Raw genomic sequence first — 20594 nt, forward strand, 5'->3', positions numbered from 1 at the left:
TACGGCGCACCCTGAGACCTACAGATTTGCGCTGCTTTTGCGCTGGGCCATGTGCCGCAGGTAGGCGATCAGGCGTTCCAGTTCGGCGCTCGGCAGTACCTGTTCGCTGAAACCGGGCATGCGCCCCTGCGGCCAGCGCCGCAGGCTCTGCGGGTCGCGGATGTACTGGCGCAGGAAGTCACCGGCGAAGTATTCGGTCGGGTTGTGTGGGATGTTCAGGTCCGGGCCAAACTCGGAGTCGCCTGCGCCATTGAGGCGATGGCAGGCCATGCAGTTCTTCTGATAGGCAGCGAAGCCTGCCTGCACCTCGGTGCCTGCGTCCGTTGCCGGTAGCAGGGCAGGGAAGCGCTGCTCGACCGGCGCCAGCTGGCGAATCCTGGCAACCTGATAGGGCCACTGCTCGGGGCCGATATGGCTGGCGGCCGGATCGGTCCAGACCAGGTAGAACGGTCCGGCGCTGGGCTTGCCCTTGGCCAGCGGCGGCCAGGGACGCTGCGGGTCTTCGATGGCCAGCCAGGCCTTGGCGCCTTCGCTGGCCAGGAGAATCGCCGCCGGCAGTTCGGCGGCAAAGCCATCCAGCGCTACGGCCTGCAGATGGTCGCCGGGGGTGACGCCTTCCAGCAGCGTGCTCAATGGCACCGCGCGGTAGTGCATGGCGCGCTTGTAGCTGACGTCATCGGCGATCTCGATATCGCGAGCCTGCGGGTGATTCAGCAGTTCGCTGCTGCTCCAGGTGTGCCGGCCATCGGTGAGCAGTACCTCGAACTCGGCGGCCTGCGCCAGGTTGCTCAGGATGATCAAGGCCAGAAGAAGCACGGCTCTCATTCGTGGTGCTCCAGCAGTGGCAGCAAGTCGTCATAGGCGCCAGCGTTGATCACCTGGCTGTAGCCCATTTCCTCCAGACTCTGCTGGGCCAGTGCCGAACGGCGTCCGCTACGGCAATAGAGCACCAGCGGCTGGTCCTTGTCCGGTGCGACGCTGGCAATCCGTGCGGCGATTTCCTCATGACCGATACGGATGGCGCCGGGCAGCGCGCCCTGCGCGAATTCCTCGGCGCTGCGCACGTCGATCAGCAGGCTGTCGCCGCGCTGCAGGGCTGAAATGGCGGCAGCCTGGTCGATTTCACCTGCTTGCGCAGTGAGGATGGCGAACAGGCTGGTAAGCAGGAGAATCAGGCGCATGGCAGGCTCCGGAGCGGGTAGGTGGGCCCGACATCATTGCCCGAGCCTTTCGTGCAGTCTAGGATGCCTCGCTCGACGTCACGGGAGTAGTAGATGTTAGCCGAGTTGTTTGCCGTTCTGGCCCCGGTACTGATAGCGGCAGGCATTGGCTACGGTTGGGTGCGCAGCGGTCACCAGTACCCCACTGATTTCATCGCGCGCCTGGTTCTGAACATCGGTACGCCCTGCCTGGTGCTCTCCACGCTGAGTCGTGCCGAGCTGGATATGGGCGCCTTCTCGCAAATGGCTCTGGCCTGCGCGTTGGTGACCTCGTCCATGGGGGTGGTTGGCTGGCTGTTGAGCCGTCTGTTCGGGCTGGACTGGAAAGTGCTGGTGCCGGCCTACCTGTTCCCCAACTCCGGCAACATGGGCCTGCCGATGGCGTTGTTCGCCTTCGGTGAATCAGGGCTGGCGTTGGCGGTGGCGTTCTTTCTGGTGCTGTCGGCGGCGCATTTCAGTATCGGCATGCTTTTGTCCGGCGCCGAGGCTTCCCTGCGGGGGCTGTTGCTCAACCCGATCATGCTCAGTCTGGCGCTGGTGCTTGCAGTGCTGTTTCTCGACCTTGAGTTGCCGCGATGGCTAGCCAATACGGTCGACCTGTTGGGCGGTATGACCATACCGCTGATGCTGATCACCCTGGGTGTATCGCTGGCCAGCATCCGTGTAAGGCACCTGGGCAACGGCCTGCTGCTGGGTTTGCTGCGCATTCTCTGCGGGGCGGCGCTGGGCTGGATCATTGGCTGGGCAATCGGCCTGCAGCCGTTGGCTCACGCCGTGCTGGTGCTGCAGTCGTCGATGCCGGTGGCAGTGTTCAACTACCTGTTCGCGGTACGCGCCGGTCGTTCACCTGAGCAGGTCGCCAGCCTGGTGCTGTGCTCGACGCTGCTGGCTTTCGCGTTGATTCCCTTGCTGCTGGCATGGTGGATACCCGCCCTGCGTTGAGCGCGCTACGGCGTCGGCGCAGTGACGGGCGCTGTGAGGCTCAACTGACCAGGCGGGTCAGGTTGGGAAGGATCAGGATGACCGCCGTGGCGAAAAGGATGACTCCAGCCTGGCGGTATTTCGGCTGTTTGAACATGGCCGCATGCCTTTTGTTGTTATGGGTGGCGTTGGGTAACTGCCTTACTGCCTGGCAGGTCGCTGCTTCACGTATGGGCGTGACGCTGATTCGCCGCTCCGGCATGTCCCGGCAGCGACTCTCTGTGCCCATTTGATGGCGGAAACAGTATTAACTCTAGGGCTGGCATCACCGATCCTTTAGATGTCTTGGTTGCTAATGGTCCATGGTTAAAAACTTCGGGCTATGCATGGCCTCTGGCCATCGCGCAAGAAGGCTTGAGGCAGACGGTCTGCCTGGCCTTGGCCGACTGCGAGCGATCAAACGACCGTTCGTCTGAGCTCAGTGGTCAACGGCGCTGAGCGCTTAGGTCATTGAGCCCCGGCCCCTCGGCGCTATGGTAGGCAGGCTCAATATGAACATGCGTGGTCGGGACAACCTGTTCCGCCTGCGCCGTATTAGTCTCCGAGGACGCCATGACCGAAGCCTATATTTTCGATGCGCTGCGCACGCCCCGTGGCAAGGGCAAGAAGGACGGCGCGCTGTACAGCGTCAAACCGGTGCAGCTGGCCGCCGGGCTGCTGAAAGCCCTGCAGATACGCAACGCTCTGGATACCAGCCAGGTCGACGACATCGTGCTCGGCTGCGTGACGCCGGTGGGCGATCAGGGTGCCGATATCGCCAAGACTGTCGCCATGGTCGCCGACTGGGACGTATGCGTGGCGGGTGTACAGCTCAATCGCTTCTGCGCCTCGGGGCTGGAGGCGGTGAACATCGGGGCGATGAAGGTGCGCTCCGGCTTCGAGGATCTGGTGGTGGTCGGCGGTGTGGAGTCCATGTCGCGGGTGCCCATGGGCTCCGATGGTGGTGCCTGGGTGATGGACCCGCAGACCAACATGCACAGCAACTTCGTCCCGCAAGGTATCGGTGCTGACCTGATCGCCACCCTCGAGGGCTTCAGCCGCGCCGACGTCGATGCCTTTGCCCTGCGCTCGCAGCACAAGGCTGCACGCGCCAGCGCCGATGGTTCGTTCGCCAGGTCGCTGGTGCCGGTGACCGATCAGAACGGCATCGTGTTGCTGGATCATGACGAGTTCATTCGCGGCGATTGCACATTGGAAGGCCTCGGCAAGCTCAAACCCAGCTTCGAGATGATGGGGCAGATGGGCTTTGATTCGACTGCGCTGCGCGTCTACAGCCATGTCGAGCGTATCGAGCACGTACACACGCCGGGCAACAGCTCCGGCATCGTCGATGGCGCGGCGCTGATGCTGATCGGCTCCGAGGCCAAGGGCAAGGAACTGGGCCTGAAGCCGCGCGCACGCATCGTGGCCACGGCGGTGACCGGCACCGACCCGACCATCATGCTCACCGGCCCTGCGCCAGCCACGCGCAAGGCGCTGGCCAAAGCGGGGCTGTGCGTCGACGACATCGACCTGTTCGAGGTCAACGAGGCCTTCGCCTCGGTGGTGATGAAGTTCATGAAGGACATGGGCGTGAGCGAGGGCAAGGTCAACGTCAACGGCGGTTCCATCGCCATGGGCCACCCACTGGGCGCCACTGGTTGCGCCATCCTCGGCACGCTGCTCGATGAGCTGGAAAAGCGTCAGCTGCGTTACGGCCTGGCCACGCTCTGCGTCGGCGGCGGCATGGGTATAGCGACCATCATCGAACGTATCTGAGGAGCTATCACGGGCTGCTGCGCTTGGCCATGCCGTGTTGGAAATCTTCTGAAAATGCTCATTTGCTACAGCAAACTGCGCTTTCCGCATGATTTCCGCCTAGCCTGACCTTCGCTCGTGACGCCCCTGAAGCGCTCCCCGAACATTGGAAAGTGAATGAAATGACTGACGCCATCCGTTACGAAAAAGGCCAGGACAATATCGTCGTCGTGACCATGGACATGCCTGGCCAGAGCGCCAACACCATGAACGCGGTATACCGCGAGGCCATGGGCCAGATCGTCGATCGCCTGGAAGCCGAAAAGGATTCGCTTGCCGGAGTGATCGTCACCTCGGCGAAGAAGACCTTCTTCGCTGGCGGCGACCTGGGCGAACTGATTAAGGTCACCCAGGCCGAGGCCCAGGGCTTCTACGCGATGATCCTGAAGATCAAGGGCCAGCTGCGCCGGCTGGAAACCCTCGGCAAGCCGGTGGTCGCCGCTATCAACGGCGCAGCGCTGGGCGGCGGCTGGGAAATCGCCCTGGCCTGTCACCACCGTATCGCCCTGAACGAAAGCCACGTCCAGCTCGGCTTGCCGGAAGTCACCCTGGGCCTGTTGCCGGGCGGCGGTGGAGTGGTGCGCATGGTGCGTCTGCTCGGTCTGGAAAAGGCGCTGCCGTATTTGGCCGAAGGCAAGAAGGTGCGCCCGGATGCGGCGCTCAAGGCCGGCCTGATCCACGATCTGGCCAGCGACCGCGAGGAGATGCTGACCAAGGCCCGCGCCTGGATCGCCGCCAACCCGGCCGCCAGGCAGCCGTGGGACGTACAGGGCTACAAGATTCCCGGTGGCACGCCGAGTTCGCCGAACGTGGCGCAGATGCTGGCCATCGCCCCGAGCGTGCTGCGTGACAAGACCAAGGGCTGCTTCCCCGCACCGGAGAAGATCATGTGCGCCGCTGTCGAGGGTGCGCAGGTCGACTTCGACACCGCGCAGATCATCGAGGCGCGCTACTTCACCGAGCTGACCTGCGGGCAGGTGGCGAAGAACATGATCGGCACCTTCTGGTTCCAGCTGAACGAGATCAACGCCGGCGGCTCGCGTCCGCAGGGCTATGCGAAGTCAGTGACGAAGAAGGTCGGCGTGCTCGGCGCCGGCATGATGGGCGCCGGCATCGCCTACGTTTCAGCGGCTGCCGGTATCGAGGTGGTGCTCAAGGATGTGTCCGTCGAGGCGGCGGAGAAGGGCAAGAGCTATTCGGCCAAGCTGCTGGACAAGAAGATCAGCAGGGGCCACATGACCGCTGAGCAGCGCGAGGCCTTCCTGGCGCTGATCAAGGCCACTGACAGCGATGCGGACTTCGCCGGCTGCGACCTGATCATCGAGGCCGTGTTCGAGGACCGTGCGCTCAAGGGCAAGGTCACCGCTGCCGCCGAGGCCGCCGCGCTGTGCGATGCGCTGATCGCCTCCAACACCTCGACGCTGCCGATCACCGGCCTGGCGACTGCCGTGGCCAAGCCGGAAAAGTTCATCGGCCTGCACTTCTTCAGCCCGGTGGACAAGATGCCGCTGGTGGAGATCATCCGTGGTGAGCAGACCAGCGATGAGACACTGGCGCGTGGCTTCGATTACGTCATGCAGATCAAGAAGACGCCCATCGTGGTCAACGACAGCCGTGGCTTCTTCACCTCGCGAGTGTTCGGCACCTTCACCAACGAAGGCCTGGCCATGCTTGGCGAAGGCGTCAGCGCGGCGATGATCGAGAACGAGGCGCGCAAGGCCGGCATGCCGGTCGGCCCGCTGGCGATCAGCGATGAAGTGTCGATGAGCCTGATGAATCACATCCGCCAGCAGACCATCAAGGACCTGGCGGCCGAGGGCAAATCCATCCCCGAACATCCGGCATTCGCTGTGATCGATCTGATGCTGGGTGAGTACAAGCGTCCGGGTAAGGCGGCCGGGAGTGGTTTCTACGATTACCCGGCGGGTGGCAAGAAGCACCTGTGGCCCGAGCTCAAGGCGCGTTTCGAGAAGGCCGATGCGCAGATTTCGCCGGAAGACGTACGCGACCGTATCCTGTTCATCCAGGCCATCGAGACGGTGCGCTGCATGGAAGAGGGCGTATTGCAGTCGGTGGCCGATGCCAACATCGGCTCGATGTTCGGCATTGGCTTCGCGGCCTGGACCGGCGGTGCGCTGCAGTTCATCAACCAGTACGGCGTGAAGGACTTCGTCGCGCGCGCGCACTACCTGTGCGAGCAGTACGGCGAACGCTTCCTGCCGCCGGCATTGCTGCTGGAGAAGGCGGCCAAGGGCGAAACCTTCTGAACCTGTTTTGCTGCAGTAGGTGCGCCGTGCTTCGCGGCGCAACCCATGAGAAACGGCCCGCTCGGGCCGTTTCTCATGGGCATCCTCGATGCTGATCCAGTCGCTGTCAGGGCGAGCAGTGTGCGAGGCCCTTTCAAGGGAGTCATGAGGCGCCTCGATCAGCAAACGCTCACGCTGCCTGGCACCAGCCCTGGCGAATGCACACGGCTTCGTGGATCGCCAGCATCTCGCTGTGGCGAGTCGGCATGCGCAGGGTCAGCATGCTGCCATCATCGAGCTGCAGAGCGGCTTCGCTCTCGAACTGCAGGCCACCGTCCTGCAGGTGGACATAGGTGACGCCGTAGGCGTCGACGCTGAGTTGGCTGTGCATGGCTGCTCTCCTGCGCTTGCGTTAGCTCGGACGTGCGTCACGGGCTGCGGGCGCTGCCTGATTCGGGCGAACCGGTGCGCTAGTCTGGAAGGCGGATGCAGCGGCGAAGCTGGCGAGTGCGGCGTAGATGCTCATGATCGATTTCCTTCTGTGCGATGAGGGCGGCTGCCCGATGGGGTGATAGTCGCCGCGCTCACGCAATCGCAGAAGTGAATGGCATGCATGGTAACTATCGAAGCCGCTGATAACGCTTCGTCCGGCACTCGCGGTGCAATGTGATGTCAATTTTAATTGACGACTGTTCGTGGCGTCGCACAGTGCCGATAATCGTGAATCAGCTTGAAAATCAGGGTTGGCTATTTCTTTGTGCGAGTTCATGTGTTAAGAAAAACGCACAAATAACCCTCCCTCCGTGTTCACCACAGGAAACCTCATGTCACTGCGTATCTGCATCCTGGAAACTGACATCCTTCGCCCCGAACTGGTCGACCAGTATCAGGGCTATGGGCGCATGTTCGAGCAACTCTTCGCTCAACAGCCGGTCGCGGCGGAGTTCAGTGTCTACAACGTGGTGGATGGGCATTACCCGCCCGATAGCGAGAAATTCGACGCTTATCTGGTGACTGGCAGCAAGGCTGATTCCTTCGGTAGTGACCCATGGATTCAGACGCTCAAGGAGTATCTGCTCGAGCGCTACAAGCGTGGCGACAAGTTGCTGGGTATCTGCTTCGGTCACCAATTGCTGGCGCTGTTGCTGGGCGGTAAGGCGGAGCGTGCCGAACAGGGCTGGGGGGTTGGCGTGCACAGTTACCGCCTGGCAGGCAAGCCGGAGTGGATGAGCCCGGCACTGGACGAGCTGCAGCTGCTGATCAGCCATCAGGACCAGGTCACCCGCCTGCCGGAGAAGGCCACGCTGCTGGCTTCCAGTGATTTCTGCCCGATCGGCGCCTACCACATCGAAGATCAGGTGCTGTGCTTCCAGGGCCATCCTGAGTTCGTTCACGATTATTCGCGAGCGCTGCTCGAGCTGCGTCAGCAGCACCTGGGCGAGAAGGTCTATCAGCAGGGTGTGGACAGTCTCCAGCATGCGCAGCAGGGCAGCGCCGTGGCTGAGTGGATGATGCGCTTCGTTGCCCAGGGCAAGCAGGCCAAGGCCTGAGGTCAGTTTCTGCGAAGAAGAAAAAGCCCGGTTTTCCGGGCTTTTTCATGCCTGCTGAGTGAGTACGAAGCAAGGCGAGATCCGCTCGCTTCTGCTTGGCGGCGGGCTGCTGTTCAGGCCAGGTTCAGGCGATGGGTCAGCTTGTGGTTGCATTCGATACTGCCGCCATTGCCGTGGGCTTGAGAGAGGCGGGACAGGTTCTGTGCTCCAGGCCAAGAGTTGGCGTGGGCACAGAATCGTCTGAGTCATTTCGCTTGAATAACGGATGCTCGGCAGCGTCGCTATCGCTGGATCTGATGGTTGAGCTGGGTTATCCATTCGGACCGTATAGGCATCAGGCCGACGCCAGTTCCCTGTCCATACTGCTGATGCACTCGCTCATGGCCTGTTGGCAGCGCTCCATCAAGGCGGGCATATCATCCAGGCTCATGCCGGCAGTGGGGATGGCAGGCAGCGAGCGAATCATGATGCGGCCGCTGTTCCAGCGATTCAGGCGCATGGCTTGGCTGTAGTTGCTCACGCACACCGGGATGATCGGCACGCCGGCGCTGATCGCCATCTGGAACGCCCCTTTCTTGAATGGCAGCAGGCCGCGGCCGAGGTTGCGCGTGCCTTCGGGGAATACCCAGATCGAGGTGTCGCGATTGCGCAGGGTTTCGGTGGTGGTCAGCATCGCGCGCTTGGCGGCGACGGCGTTGCTGCGATCGATCAGCACGTTACCGGCCAGCCAGTACAGCTGACCGAAGAATGGCACCCACTTGAGGCTCTGCTTGCCAATGCTCACGGTGCGCTGCGGCACCACGCGTCCGAGCACGTACAGATCGAAGTTGGACTGGTGGTTGGCGATGATCACGCAGGAACGCTGGTGCTCCAGTAGCGGGCGTACATCGGTCTTCAGCTTCAGGCGCAGCAGGCACAGCGCGGGCAGCGAATAGAGGCGGGCGCAGAGGCGGCTGTTGTCCGGGTTGAACGGGCGACACAGGCCGATCAGCAGACCCAGGAGACCGGCCAGAATGAAATGCACGCCCATCAGCAGCATGCGCAAAACGAAGAGCATTGGGGAGAACCATCGGAGGAGGGGCGCGCAGTGTACGGACGTTCACTCTGCCGGGCAATTGCTTGAAACCTGCGCCTGGTGTCGGCTAACGTCCTGAATTGTCGCAGAACTTGTCGGTTTCCGTGGTCCATGTAGAAAGGGCGCCTCACGGCGCCCTCTGCGCTTTACTCGGTCTCTGCCTTGGCCGGCTTGCCTGGCAGCAAACCGTCGGCACGGAACATCGCCTTGATGCCGCGCAGTGCCTGACGGCTACGGTCCTGATTCTCGATCAGGGCGAAGCGCACGTGGTCGTCGCCATAGTCACCAAAACCGAGGCCGGGCGAGACGCAGACCTTGGCCTCGGCCAGCAGCTTTTTGGCGAACTCCAGCGAGCCCAGGTGAGCGTAGGCCTCGGGAATCTTCGCCCAGATGTACATCGAGGCCTTGGGCTTCTCCACCATCCAGCCGATCTCGTGCAGGCCCTTGACCAGCAGGTTGCGGCGCTGGCGGTACTGCTCGGCGATGTCCAGCACGCACTGCTGGTCACCTTCCAGGGCGGCGATGGCTGCCACTTGCAGCGGGGTGAAGGTGCCGTAGTCGTGGTAGCTCTTGATTCGCGCCAGGGCGCTGACCAGCTCCGGGTTGCCGACCATGAAGCCGATGCGCCAGCCGGCCATGTTGTAGCTCTTGGACAGGGTGAAGAACTCCACCGCGATGTCCTTGGCGCCGGGCACCTGCATGATCGACGGGGCTTTCCAGCCATCGTAGACGATGTCGGCATAGGCCAGGTCATGCACCACCAGTACGTCGTATTGCTTGGCCAGGGTTACCACGCGCTCGAAGAAATCCAGCTCCACGCACTGGGCCGTGGGGTTGGAGGGGAAGCCGAGGATCATCATCTTCGGCTTGGGAATCGATTCGCGGATGGCGCGTTCCAGTTCGGCGAAGAAGTCCACGCCCGGCACCAGGGGGACGGAGCGCACCTGGGCGCCGGCGATCACCGCACCGTAGATGTGGATCGGATAGCTGGGGTTGGGCACCAGCACGGTATCGCCATGATCCAGGGTGGCCAGCATCAGGTGCGCCAGGCCTTCCTTGGAGCCGATGGTGACGATGGCTTCGCTTTCCGGATCGATCTCCACGTCGTAGCGGTCCTTGTACCAGCGCGAGATGGCGCGGCGCAGGCGCGGAATACCGCGGGAGGTGGAGTAGCCGTGGGTGTCTTCACGCTGAGCGACCTGCACGAGCTTGTCGACGATGTGCGGCGGAGTCGCGCCATCGGGGTTGCCCATGGAGAAGTCGATGATGTCCTCGCCGCGACGGCGTGCTGCCATCTTCAGTTCGGCGGTGATGTTGAAGACGTAGGGGGGGAGACGATCGATGCGCGCAAAGCGGCGCTTGGCATTGTCAGCCATGATTTCCTCGGATACGTAAGCGCCCGGAACCGTCCGAGCGACGCTGGCCACCGCTGTGGCCGGTGGCAAAGATAAGGGCTGTCGAGCTTGGCTGTCCAGTGCAGTTGTCGGCGAAAATAGCGCAGCAGTCGCTTCAGCTCAGCTCGTTTTTCAAGCGCAGCAGCAAGGCGCCGAGTGCTTTCACAGCGGCATCTTCGGTGCGCCAGGAGCAGAGACTCAGGCGAAAGGCGGGGCGCCCCTGCCAGACGGTCGGTCCGAACCAGACTTCGCCGGAGGCCTGGGCTGCCTGGCGAATGGCGATGGTCTGTTCGTCTGAATCGCCACGCACCAAGACCTGGTTCAGCACAACCCGATTGAGTACTTGATAGCCGGCGTTGCGCAGTGTGCCGGCCAGTTCTTCAGCCTGGCGGATATGGCGGTCGATCATCGCTTGCAGACCTGTGCGGCCCAGATAGGCCAGGGCCGCCCAGATGGCGATGCCCCGGGCGCGGCGAGAGAACTCCAGCGTCAGGTTTTTCTGTGCATCCTTGCTCGCCGAGGCGTAGGCGGCATCGCTGTTCATCGCGACGGCCAGTGCATCGGCGTCACGGCAGATCGCCATGGCGCAGTCGTAGGGGGTGTTCAGCCATTTGTGTCCATCGGTCGTCCAGCTATCCGCCAGCTCGACGCCCTCGAGCAAGTGCGCCGAGGATGATGCGCGCGCCCAGAGGCCGAACGCGCCATCGACATGCACCCAGGCGTTAGCCTTGCGGGCGACGGCAATCAGCTCGGCAAAAGGGTCGAACTCGCCGGTATTGACCTCGCCGGCCTGCAAGATCAGCAGCGTGCGCTCATCCAGTTCAGGGAGGCGGGCCGGGTCGATACGCCCGTACTCGTCCACGGGGGCGTAGTGCAGGTGGTTCATGCCGAAGCCGAGCACGCGCAGCGCTTTCTTCACCGTGATGTGCGCCGTTTCCGCAAGTACGACGCGGATCTGCGGTGCGCCGAGCAATCCGTCACCATCGAAATCCCAGCCCTGGCGGGCCAGTAGCGTGCGCCGTGCAGCGCAAATACAGGCCAGGGTGCAGGCGGTTGCACTGGTGCCAAAGCCCACCGCGCTCTGATCCGGTAGCCCCAGCGCTTGGCAGACCCAGCGTCCGGCAATCTTTTCCAGCCGATCAGCGACTGGAGAATTGTCGAAGGACGAGGCGCATTGATCCCAGGCCAGTACCAGGCGTTCGGCAGCGGCTGCCACTGGCAGCGTCGCGCCGATGACGAAGCCGAAGTAGCGCGCAGCATTGCTCGCCACGGTGGCCGGTGAGCCAATCTCGTCGAGTTGGCGCAGCACCTGCTCGGCATCGCCGCCATCCTCCGGCAGGCTCTGGTCGAAAGTGGCCAGGGCCGCGAGGGCCTGGGCGTCGGGGAAGACCCGCCGTCCGTCAAGGCTGTCCAGGTAGGCGAGAGCTCGTCGATCGGCTTCTGCCAGCAGATTGCGTTCGTTCATGGGCTGTACTCGGTATAGGGCTGAGACCGCTTACCCTAGCCGAGGCGCGCCGGGCGGGGCATACACAGGCGCCAGCGAAGGCGACTGCTACAGTTGCCCGAGTGATACAGTCTGAACCGATACAGTGCACTGTTTCAGCGGTACAGTTGCTCAGCCGCCGAGCATGTCGTGCATGGCGATGATCTGTTCGGCCACCTGGATCAGCTTCTGCTGGCGGCTCATGGCCTGGCGCCGCATCAGGGTATAGGCCTCCTCTTCGTCGCAGCTCTTCATCTTCATCAGCAGGCCCTTGGCCAGTTCCACGCGCTTGCGTTCGGCCAGCTGCGCATCACGTGCCTGCAACTGCGCACGCAGCGCCTGGTCGCTTTCGAAGCGGGCCATGGCCACGTCGAGAATCGGCTGCAGGCGCTGGGCATGGATGCCTTCGACGATGTAGGCGCTGACGCCGCTCTGGATCGCCTGACGCATCACGCCGGGGTCATGCTCGTCGGTGAACATGACGATCGGACGCGGCTGGTCGCGGCTGACCAGCACCACCTGTTCCATCACATCGCGTCCGGGGGATTCGGTATCGATCAGAATCACGTCCGGACGCACCGCCTCGACGCGCTCGGGCAGGTCGATGGTCAGGCCGGATTCGTCGATGACCTCGAAACCCGCCTCGATCAGCGCGCATTTCAGGCGGCCGACTTTCTTGGGGGTATCGTTGATCAGCAGGATACGCAGCATCGATGGCTCTCCGGGCAGTTACAGGGCGACAGCCGGGCCGTCGGCCAGGGCGTGGAGGCGAAAGCTGCGGGCGTAGGCGGCTGGATCGCTGCCGTCCCAGCAGGTGCCGTCCTGCAGGATCGAGCGGCGCATCTCGCTCGGCACTGCAATGCCCAGTGCCGTGGCGGCCTCGCGGTACAGGGCCAGTTGCTGCACCTGACGGGCTACGCCCAGGTAGTCGGGGTCGCTGCGTAGCAGGCCCCAGCGGCGGAACTGGGTCATGAACCACATGGCGTCGGACAGGTACGGCTGATTGACCAGGCCGCCGGCGTGGAAGCGCAGTGGGTGCTCGTCCTGCCAGGCGTGGCCGAGGCCGTTCTGATACTGGCCGAGGAAGCGTGGTGTGATCGCTGAAACCGGGGCGTTGACGTATTCGCTGCCGCTCAGCAGCAGGGCGGTGCTGCGTTTGTTCTCTTCGCTTTCGTCGATAAAGCGCGCGGCCTCGAGCACGGCCATGATCAGGGCGCGGGCGGTGTTGGGGTTCTGCTGGGCGAAGGCGCGGGTGCAGCCCAGCACCTTCTCCGGGTGATCCGGCCAGATCGCCTGGATGGTGGTGACGGTGCAGCCGAGCTGCTCATCGACGGCCTTGGCGGTCCAGGGTTCGCCGACGCAGAAACCGTCGATGCGCTCGGCCTGCAGGTGCTCGATCATCTGCGGTGGAGGCACCACCACGCTGTCGACGTCGCGCAGGGGGTGAATGCCCTGGCTGGCCAGCCAGTAGTAGAGCCACATGGCGTGGGTGCCGGTGGGAAAGGTCTGGGCGAAGGTCAGGTGTGCTTCATGCTGGTGCACGTATTGGTGCAGTGCCTCGCCATTGGTCACGCCGGCCGCTTGCAGGGTGTGCGACAGGTTGATGCTCTGGCCGTTCTGGTTCAGCCCCATGAGTACGGCCATATCGGTTGCCGGAGCGCCGCCAAGGCCAAGCTGCACGCCGTAGATCAGGCCGTACAGGCTATGGGCGGCGTCCAGCTCACCGCTGAGCAGGCGGTCGCGCAGGCCGGCCCAGGACGTCTGGCGTTTCAGCCTGATGCTCAGTCCGTATTTCTCGGCGAAGCCCTGAGTGGCGGCCACCACCACCGAGGCCGAATCGCTCAGCGCCATGAAGCCGATGTCCAGCACGCTCTTTTCCGGAGCGTCGCTGCCCCAGGACCAGGTCAGGGCGTCGCTGCGAGGGGTTTCGTGTTCGCTCATGCTGCTTCCTTAGGCTCACCAGAGGGGGCTTGGCTCGCCGATGGCTGGCCACAAAAAAGCGTCGTACCGAACCCTGGCGCGAAAGGCCGGGATCGATACGACGCCGTTGTCGATCAAGCCATTCCGTCGTTGGAAAGGCTGTTTGTATCCTGATGAAGCAAGGCATATGCCAGTCTGCCAGGTGGCTGGCTGTCAGGAGCGATTGGCCATAAAAAAGCCCCGCACGAGGCGGGGCTTTTCTGTAACGCGTGGATCAGGCCTGAACGACCGGGATCTTGGCGTTTTCCGCAGCTTCACGGAAGTCGGCGATCTGGTCGAAGCTCAGGTAGCGGTAGATGTCGCCAGCCATGCTGTCGATATCCTTGGCGTAGACCATGTACTCCTCGACGGTCGGCAGCTTGCCGAGAATCGAAGCGACCGCAGCCAGTTCGGCAGAGGCCAGGTACACGTTGGCGCCATCGCCCAGACGGTTCGGGAAGTTACGGGTGGAGGTCGACACCACGGTGGAGTTGGCAGCGACGCGAGCCTGGTTACCCATGCACAGCGAGCAGCCCGGCATCTCCATACGTGCACCGGCCTTGCCGTAGATGCCGTAGTAGCCTTCCTCGGTCAGCTGGTGAGCATCCATCTTGGTCGGCGGCGACAGCCACAGACGGGTCGGGATACCGCCCTTGACCTTGTCCAGCAGCTTGCCGGCAGCGCGGAAGTGACCGATGTTGGTCATGCACGAACCGATGAACACTTCGTCGATCTTGTCGCCAGCCACGGTGGACAGCAGACGGGCGTCGTCCGGGTCGTTCGGGGCGCACAGTACCGGCTCGTTGAGCTCGGCCAGGTCGATTTCGATGACTTCGGCGTACTCGGCATCGGCGTCGGCGGACAGCAGTTGCGGGTTGGCCAGCCAGGCTTCCATGGCTTGAGCACGACGCTCCATGGTGCGGGCATCACCGTAGCCTTCGCTGATCATCCAGCGCAGCAGGGTGATGTTGGACTGCAGGTACTCGGCGATGGCCGCTTCCGGCAGTTTGATGGTGCAGCCGGCAGCCGAACGCTCGGCAGAGGCGTCGGACAGCTCGAACGCCTGCTCGACGGTCAGGTTTTCCAGGCCTTCGATCTCGAGGATGCGGCCGGAGAAGATGTTCTTCTTGCCTTTCTTCTCGACGGTCAGCAGGCCTTTCTGGATGGCGTAGTAAGGGATGGCATGTACCAGGTCACGCAGGGTGATACCCGGTTGCATCTTGCCCTTGAAACGCACCAGAACGGATTCCGGCATGTCCAGCGGCATGACGCCGGTGGCAGCGGCGAAGGCCACCAGGCCGGAGCCGGCCGGGAAGCTGATGCCGATCGGGAAGCGGGTGTGCGAGTCGCCACCGGTGCCAACGGTGTCAGGCAGCAGCATGCGGTTCAGCCAGCTGTGGATGATGCCGTCGCCCGGACGCAGAGACACGCCGCCACGGGTGCGGATGAAATCCGGCAGGGTGTGGTGGGTGGTGACGTCGATCGGCTTCGGATAGGCCGCAGTGTGGCAGAACGACTGCATGACCAGGTCAGCGGAGAAGCCCAGGCACGCCAGGTCTTTCAGCTCGTCGCGGGTCATCGGGCCAGTGGTGTCCTGGGAGCCGACGGTGGTCATCTTCGGTTCGCAGTAGGTGCCCGGGCGAACGCCTTTGCCTTCCGGCAGGCCGCAGGCCTTGCCGACCATCTTCTGCGCCAGGGTGTAGCCCTTGCCAGTGTCGACCGGTGCTTCCGGCAGTGCGAACAGGTCGGTCGGGCCCAGGCCCAACTCGGCACGCGCCTTCTCGGTCAGGCCACGGCCCACGATCAGCGGGATACGGCCGCCAGCGCGGACTTCGTCGAGCAGCACCGGGGTCTTCAGTTCGAAGGTGGTGATGACTTCGTCGGTGCCGTGCTTGCAGACTTTGCCAGCGTGCGGGTAGACGTCGATCACGTCGCCCATGTTGATGTTCGAGACGTCGAACTCGATCGGCAGAGCGCCGGCATCTTCCATGGTGTTGTAGAAGATCGGGGCGATCTTGCTGCCGAAGCAGAAACCGCCAGCGCGCTTGTTCGGCACGTAGGGGATGTCGTCGCCGAAGAACCACAGCACCGAGTTGGTGGCGGATTTACGCGAGGAACCGGTACCGACCACGTCACCGACGTAGGCAACCGGGAAGCCCTTGGCCTTGATCTCTTCGATCTGCTTCAGCGGGCCGACAGCGCCTTGCTGCTCCGGCACGATACCGTCGCGAGCCATTTTCAGCATGGCCAGGGCGTGCAGCGGGATGTCAGGGCGCGACCAGGCGTCCGGGGCAGGGGACAGGTCATCGGTGTTGGTTTCGCCAGGCACCTTGAACACGGCCAGGCTGTATTTCTCGGCGATGACCGGTTTGTTGGTGAACCATTCGCCATCGGCCCAGGATTGCAGTACGGCCTTGGCGTTGGCATTGCCAGCCTTGGCTTTCTCGGCGACGTCGTGGAAGGCGTCGAACATCAGCAGGGTGTGCTTGAGTTGTTCGGCAGCGACAGTGCCCAGGGTGGCATCGCCCAGCAGCTCGACCATGGTGGCGATGTTGTAGCCGCCCTGCATGGTACCCAGCAGCTCGACAGCGCGTTGCTTGTTGATCAGCGGGGAAGTGGCTTCGCCCTTGGCAACGGCAGAGAGGAAACCGGCCTTGACGTAGGCGGCTTCGTCGACGCCCGGCGGTACGCGGTTGGTGATCAGATCCAGGAGGAATTCTTCTTCACCGGCCGGTGGGTTTTTCAGCAATTCGACCAGGCCAGCGGTCTGCTCGGCGTTCAGCGGCTGGGGAACGATTCCCAGGGCGGCACGCTCTTCTACGTGTTTGCGATAGGCTTCAAGCACAGTTATTACCCTCATCAGTGGTCCCAAAGGGTTGTCCGGGACGCGATCCAGAGACCCGTGAACCGGGCGCTTTTCGACTTTATGAGCCGATCAGCCGAGGTTTCACGAGTGTCTTGTAGAAGCTGCTTTCAAAGTTTTACGCCGGCAGGACGGTTTCTGATGAGGGCGGACGCAGACGCTCGGGGGGACTCCAAGTGGCTGCGCCGCCATCGTACCTGCAGGATCGACTGTGCTCGTGACGCTTTGAAAACAGCTTCCAACGGACATTGGCGCCATAAAAGGCGGGCCGATTCTAATGGAAAGCGCGAATAAAGTTAAGCCGATGTCCTTGTCGTGGCAGGCTGCTGAAAACCTGAGCGGGGCAGGCAATACAAGGCAGAAATGGCGAGAAAAGCGCAGTTTAGCTTCCCTAAATCAGCATTTTGACGCCGTTTTTAGCGCAGTAGGGCCAACGCAGGTAGTTTTCAGTGGCCTGTCGGCAGGGGTGATCTGGATTAGACAAAGGGCTAAGATGCCAGGCTGTTTTGCCGTCTATGTTGTTTCGCCATGTCCAATCAGCGCATCAAGACGCCCTGCGTGGGGCTTTGCTCGACCGTTTACGGTGATGTCGTGTGCCGTGGTTGCAAGCGCTTTCACCATGAAGTGATCAACTGGAACAGCTACAACGACGATGAGAAACGCGCCGTCTGGACGCGCCTGGAAGTCTTGCTGGTGCAGGTGATGGCGGCCAAGCTGGAGGTGTTCGACGAGCAGCGCCTGCGACGCCAGTTGGAGCAGCGGCAGATTCGCTTCGTACCGCAGCAGTCGCCTTATTGTTGGGCCTATCAGCTGATCGCGCGGGGCGCGCGGGTGATCAACCAGCTGGAAGCCTACGGCATGGTGTTGTTGCCCGAGTTTCGCAACTGGGCGCTGCCTGAATTGCGCGATGCCATCGACCGTGAGTTCTTCCTGTTGTCCGAGGCGCACTACGAGCGCTACATCGCGCCGAAGTTTCTGCGCGAGGGACTGGAACTGCGGGTTTGACGCCTGCGATCCAATGAAAATGCCGCTCGCAATCGAGCGGCATTTTCGTTTCAGTCAATGGCTCAGCGCTGCGCCACCAGCTCTTCGAGATGAGCGATGACATCGTCAGGCTTGAGCACCAGTACGTCGCTCTCCAGTGCATCGAGTATGACCTCGGCAGTGTTGCCGATCAGCGCGCCGGAAAGGCCGGTGCGCGCCACGGTGCCGATCACCGTAACCGCCGCGCTGATCTGGTGGGCGACCTGCGGAATCACCACGTCGGCCGGGCCTTCGAGCACGTGCAGGCGATCGTCGCTGATGTCGTATTCGGCCTGGAAGCTGCGGCACTGTTCGCGGTAGCGCGCTTCGATGGTTTCCTTGAGCTGAAAGGTGGGGTCGGCGGCCGACAGCATCGGCGTCGGGTGTGCGGTGACCACATGCAGGGTGCCCTTGGCCAGCCCGGCGATATCGTAGCCGTGGCTGACGATGCCGGAGTGCAGTGCGTGGTGCTCGCCGTCCGCATTGCCGACGTCAACGGCTGCGAGGATATTGCCGCCGGTCCAGGGGGATTCGCTCTTGACCATCAGCACCGGCGACGGGCAGTAGCGCAGCAGCTTCCAGTCTTCCGGGGTGAGAATGGCCTTCTTCAGCGGGTTGTCGGGCAGGTGCTGCTTGATCACCAGGCTGCAGCCTTCGGCCTGTTGCACGGCGATGATGGTCTGGTGCGGGTTGTCGTGCCAGGACTGCTGAGTGGAAGCGCTGAAGCCTTCCGTGTCGAGGCTGCTGCCGAGATCATTGAGCCAGGCGCTGTGGTCGCCTTTCTTGTCGCAGACCAGCAGATGCAGGTGCGACTGGGTGACTCCGGCTATCAGTTTTGCCCGTTTCAGCGCGAGGCCTTCGGGGTGCTGGGGCTCCATCACCACCAGAATGCTGCGTATCGCTTGCATGGTCGTCTCCCTGAGAGTGAATAGCGCTCATTCAACTATAGGTGCGTCGTTGCCAGCGGCTTGTTGACCTGCATCAACGGCGTGCTGGTCGTCGGGCCTGCCACTCGTATAATGGCCCGCCATTTTCAACCTCGCCAGCATCCAGAGCGCTTCAATCATGATGTCAAATACCCAGCATGTTCCGAGTAAAGGCGAGGAACCTGTGTCGATCCTGCAGGAAATTCTTGGTTTTCTCGGTGGCGTCGCCACGCCCGATGCCTGGCTGGACGAGGCCTTGCGCCAGCAGGAGACTCTCCTGCTCGACCATCGCAACCTGGAATACAAGGCGGCGCAGACGGCCCTGAGCCTGATGGGACGCTACCTGACCAAGACCGAATTGACCGCGAGAATGTCGCGTTTGGCCCGTGAGGAGCTGGTGCACTTCGAGCAGGTGAGCAAGATCATCCGTGGTCGTGGCATCGAGGTTCGCCATGTCTCCGCATCCCGCTACGCCGCAGGCCTGCGCGCGCTGCTACGCGGTGGCGAGGTGGAGCGACTGGTGGATGTGCTGGTGGTGGGTGCGTTCATCGAGGCGCGCTCGTGCGAGCGCTTCGCCGCGCTGGTGCCGCGCCTGGACGCCGAACTGGCCAAGTTCTACGCCGGGTTGCTGGAGAGCGAGGGGCGCCACTACCGGGGCTACCTCAAGCTCGCTTATCTGTATGGCGATGCCGCCGACGTCGATACTCGTATCGACGTCGTGCGTGCGGTTGAGCAGGAGCTGATCACCTCGCCGGATGAGCAGTTCCGCTTTCACAGTGGCGTGCCGCTTTAGCGCCTCTGGGGCATTGTTCCTCAAGCGGCATGCCGCGCGATTCAGCAGGCACCGGCGGTCGTCGGCGGCAGCAGTGCTGCCTTGTCACCCCGCAGGACGATCACCGCCAGCAACACCAGCAGCAAGGACATTGCGGCCAGGCCGAAGAACACGCCTTGCAGGGAGCCGACGGTTTCGCGGACGTACCCGGCCAGCAGGTTGCCCAGCGCGCCGCCCATGCCGAAAGCGACCATGCAGATACCACTGATCTGCATGGTCGCGGTGGACGAGTAACGACGGTTGACCCAGCCGGCAACGATGCCCCACATGGGAAAGTACATCAGCCCGTAGCCGAACCCGGCGACCAGCGCCCAGCGTCCCGGATCATGGGCGAACGCCCACAGGCCCGCGGCAAAGCCGCTGAATATCAACATCAAGGCCACGCCGTGGCCCTTGCGGTCGGCCAGCCTGCCGATCACCAGCCCGGCGAGCATGCCAGTGCCGCCCACCATCGCCCAGGTGTAGCCGCCCAGTGTCGCCGGCAGGCCGAGTTCGGCCAGGTAGGTGTTGAGCCAGTAGGAGAACGGCATGGTGGTGAATCCCACCAGCAGGCAGATCAGGCAGGCGATCAGGGCGGTACGTTCACCGAGGACGATCGCCAGCAGGCGCCGTGGGGCGATCATCGCCTCGCGGTTGTCCATTGTCGCCCCGGGCGCTTTGGGCAGATTTCGCAGCAGCTGCCAGGTCAGGCAGACCACCAGCGCGCCGAACAGTGCGGCGAGTTGCCAGCTCATCTGCCAGCCGAGTGCGGGCACCACCAGGAGTATCAGCAGGCCGTTGATGGCATAGCCCCAGGCCGTGCCGCTGGAGGCGCAGGAGAGGTAGGTGGCGCGGTCTTCAGGGCGGGCGCAGCGGCTCAGGATCTCGACGATGCAACCCCAGCTGATCGCCGCGCTGGCGGCCAGGCAGGTCAACACCAGGGTGATGGCCAGGGGATCGCGTAGCTGCGACATCATGAACAGCAGGCAACTGGCCAGGCAGCCGGTCAGCAGAGCCAGGCGACTGGTGCCGAGGTGATGGCCGAACGTACCCAGCAGCAGGGCGCCGCCCAGATAGGCCAGTTGGGTCAGTGCGCCGATGGTTGCCAATTGCCAGGAGCTGAATCCGATGGATTCCCCCATGAAAGGCAACAGCGCGGCGAACAGGAACATGCCGAATCCATGGCTGACGATCTGGTTCATGGCGAACGTGGTGGGCATCCGCATGGATTCGGGCTCCGTAAAGGTGGGATGGACATCCGCAGGC

Annotated in this window: 18 protein-coding genes; 6 read left to right on the forward strand and 12 right to left on the reverse strand. The window is 63.0% G+C overall.

Features of this window, described 5'->3' with window-relative positions; genetic code table 11:
* Positions 1 to 18: 18 nt before the first annotated feature.
* The gene (locus PCLY_RS09830; RefSeq protein ID WP_061239123.1) at positions 19 to 825 is read right to left on the reverse strand and encodes a cytochrome c; all 807 of its coding nucleotides are present in this window, start codon (positions 823 to 825) and stop codon (positions 19 to 21) included.
* Positions 822 to 1181 carry a rhodanese-like domain-containing protein gene (locus PCLY_RS09835; RefSeq protein ID WP_061239124.1) on the reverse strand — a complete coding sequence of 120 codons (360 nt, stop codon included), beginning with the start codon at positions 1179 to 1181 and terminating at the stop codon, positions 822 to 824. Before PCLY_RS09835 ends, PCLY_RS09830 begins: the two co-directional genes overlap by 4 nt.
* A 93-nt stretch (positions 1182 to 1274) precedes the next feature.
* On the opposite strand from PCLY_RS09835, the gene PCLY_RS09840 reads away from it, so the two are divergent.
* The 3 genes from PCLY_RS09840 to PCLY_RS09850 all read left to right on the forward strand — a co-directional run bounded on the left by PCLY_RS09840 (position 1275) and on the right by PCLY_RS09850 (position 6265).
* A complete protein-coding gene (locus PCLY_RS09840; protein WP_061239125.1) occupies positions 1275 to 2162 on the forward strand; it encodes an AEC family transporter in 888 nt (295 codons plus the stop codon).
* A 591-nt stretch (positions 2163 to 2753) separates the two neighbouring features.
* Positions 2754 to 3959: an acetyl-CoA C-acetyltransferase gene (locus PCLY_RS09845; protein ID WP_061239126.1), complete on the forward strand. Its 1206-nt coding sequence runs from the start codon at positions 2754 to 2756 to the stop codon at positions 3957 to 3959.
* Between the two features lie 161 nt (positions 3960 to 4120).
* Positions 4121 to 6265 carry a 3-hydroxyacyl-CoA dehydrogenase NAD-binding domain-containing protein gene (locus tag PCLY_RS09850; protein WP_061239127.1) on the forward strand — a complete coding sequence of 715 codons (2145 nt, stop codon included), beginning with the start codon at positions 4121 to 4123 and terminating at the stop codon, positions 6263 to 6265.
* A gap of 169 nt (positions 6266 to 6434) precedes the next feature.
* On the opposite strand, the gene ptrC is transcribed toward PCLY_RS09850, so the two are convergent.
* Together ptrC and PCLY_RS25360 are read right to left on the reverse strand one after the other, a co-directional pair.
* Positions 6435 to 6635: a type III secretion system co-regulatory protein PtrC gene (gene ptrC / locus PCLY_RS09855; RefSeq protein ID WP_061239128.1), complete on the reverse strand. Its 201-nt coding sequence runs from the start codon at positions 6633 to 6635 to the stop codon at positions 6435 to 6437.
* A 21-nt stretch (positions 6636 to 6656) separates the two neighbouring features.
* Positions 6657 to 6770 carry a PA2485 family small membrane protein gene (locus tag PCLY_RS25360; protein ID WP_331711364.1) on the reverse strand — a complete coding sequence of 38 codons (114 nt, stop codon included), beginning with the start codon at positions 6768 to 6770 and terminating at the stop codon, positions 6657 to 6659.
* 298 nt (positions 6771 to 7068) lie between these two features.
* Here PCLY_RS25360 and PCLY_RS09860 point away from each other — a divergent pair, with 298 nt between their 5' ends.
* Positions 7069 to 7794, forward strand: coding sequence for an amidotransferase (locus PCLY_RS09860; RefSeq protein WP_061239129.1), 726 nt, complete (start codon positions 7069 to 7071; stop codon positions 7792 to 7794).
* A 334-nt stretch (positions 7795 to 8128) separates the two neighbouring features.
* Here the strand turns inward: PCLY_RS09860 and PCLY_RS09865 are convergent, their stop codons facing one another.
* The 6 genes from PCLY_RS09865 to acnB all read right to left on the reverse strand — a co-directional run bounded on the left by PCLY_RS09865 (position 8129) and on the right by acnB (position 16550).
* Positions 8129 to 8851, reverse strand: a complete 723-nt coding sequence (locus tag PCLY_RS09865; protein WP_061239130.1) for a lysophospholipid acyltransferase family protein — start codon at positions 8849 to 8851, stop codon at positions 8129 to 8131.
* A gap of 164 nt (positions 8852 to 9015) precedes the next feature.
* Positions 9016 to 10245 (reverse strand): alanine transaminase, encoded by a 1230-nt coding sequence (gene alaC, locus PCLY_RS09870; protein WP_061239131.1) that lies wholly within the window; start codon positions 10243 to 10245, stop codon positions 9016 to 9018.
* 133 nt (positions 10246 to 10378) lie between these two features.
* Positions 10379 to 11728 (reverse strand): pyridoxal phosphate-dependent decarboxylase family protein, encoded by a 1350-nt coding sequence (locus PCLY_RS09875; protein WP_061239132.1) that lies wholly within the window; start codon positions 11726 to 11728, stop codon positions 10379 to 10381.
* 150 nt (positions 11729 to 11878) lie between these two features.
* Complete coding sequence (locus PCLY_RS09880; protein ID WP_061239133.1) at positions 11879 to 12457, reverse strand: ANTAR domain-containing response regulator; 579 nt, start codon at positions 12455 to 12457, stop codon at positions 11879 to 11881.
* A gap of 18 nt (positions 12458 to 12475) precedes the next feature.
* Complete coding sequence (locus PCLY_RS09885; protein WP_061239134.1) at positions 12476 to 13687, reverse strand: CmpA/NrtA family ABC transporter substrate-binding protein; 1212 nt, start codon at positions 13685 to 13687, stop codon at positions 12476 to 12478.
* Positions 13688 to 13940: 253 nt separating this feature from the next.
* Entirely contained in the window at positions 13941 to 16550 is a 2610-nt protein-coding gene (gene acnB, locus PCLY_RS09890; protein WP_061239135.1) for a bifunctional aconitate hydratase 2/2-methylisocitrate dehydratase, read from the reverse strand.
* 546 nt (positions 16551 to 17096) lie between these two features.
* Between acnB and PCLY_RS09895 the strand changes: the two genes are divergently transcribed.
* Positions 17097 to 17573 carry a DUF1289 domain-containing protein gene (locus tag PCLY_RS09895; RefSeq protein ID WP_061239136.1) on the forward strand — a complete coding sequence of 159 codons (477 nt, stop codon included), beginning with the start codon at positions 17097 to 17099 and terminating at the stop codon, positions 17571 to 17573.
* A 62-nt stretch (positions 17574 to 17635) separates the two neighbouring features.
* Here PCLY_RS09895 and PCLY_RS09900 read toward each other — a convergent pair whose 3' ends face one another.
* Positions 17636 to 18499, reverse strand: a complete 864-nt coding sequence (locus PCLY_RS09900) for a universal stress protein (protein ID WP_061239137.1) — start codon at positions 18497 to 18499, stop codon at positions 17636 to 17638.
* Positions 18500 to 18656: 157 nt separating this feature from the next.
* Between PCLY_RS09900 and PCLY_RS09905 the strand changes: the two genes are divergently transcribed.
* Positions 18657 to 19310: a MiaE family protein gene (locus PCLY_RS09905; protein ID WP_061239138.1), complete on the forward strand. Its 654-nt coding sequence runs from the start codon at positions 18657 to 18659 to the stop codon at positions 19308 to 19310.
* A 41-nt stretch (positions 19311 to 19351) separates the two neighbouring features.
* Here PCLY_RS09905 and PCLY_RS09910 read toward each other — a convergent pair whose 3' ends face one another.
* Complete coding sequence (locus PCLY_RS09910) at positions 19352 to 20554, reverse strand: MFS transporter (RefSeq protein WP_061239139.1); 1203 nt, start codon at positions 20552 to 20554, stop codon at positions 19352 to 19354.
* Positions 20555 to 20594: the final 40 nt, after the last annotated feature.

It is taken from the genome of Ectopseudomonas composti, assembly GCF_001567565.1.
GTDB lineage: Bacteria > Pseudomonadota > Gammaproteobacteria > Pseudomonadales > Pseudomonadaceae > Aquipseudomonas > Aquipseudomonas composti_A.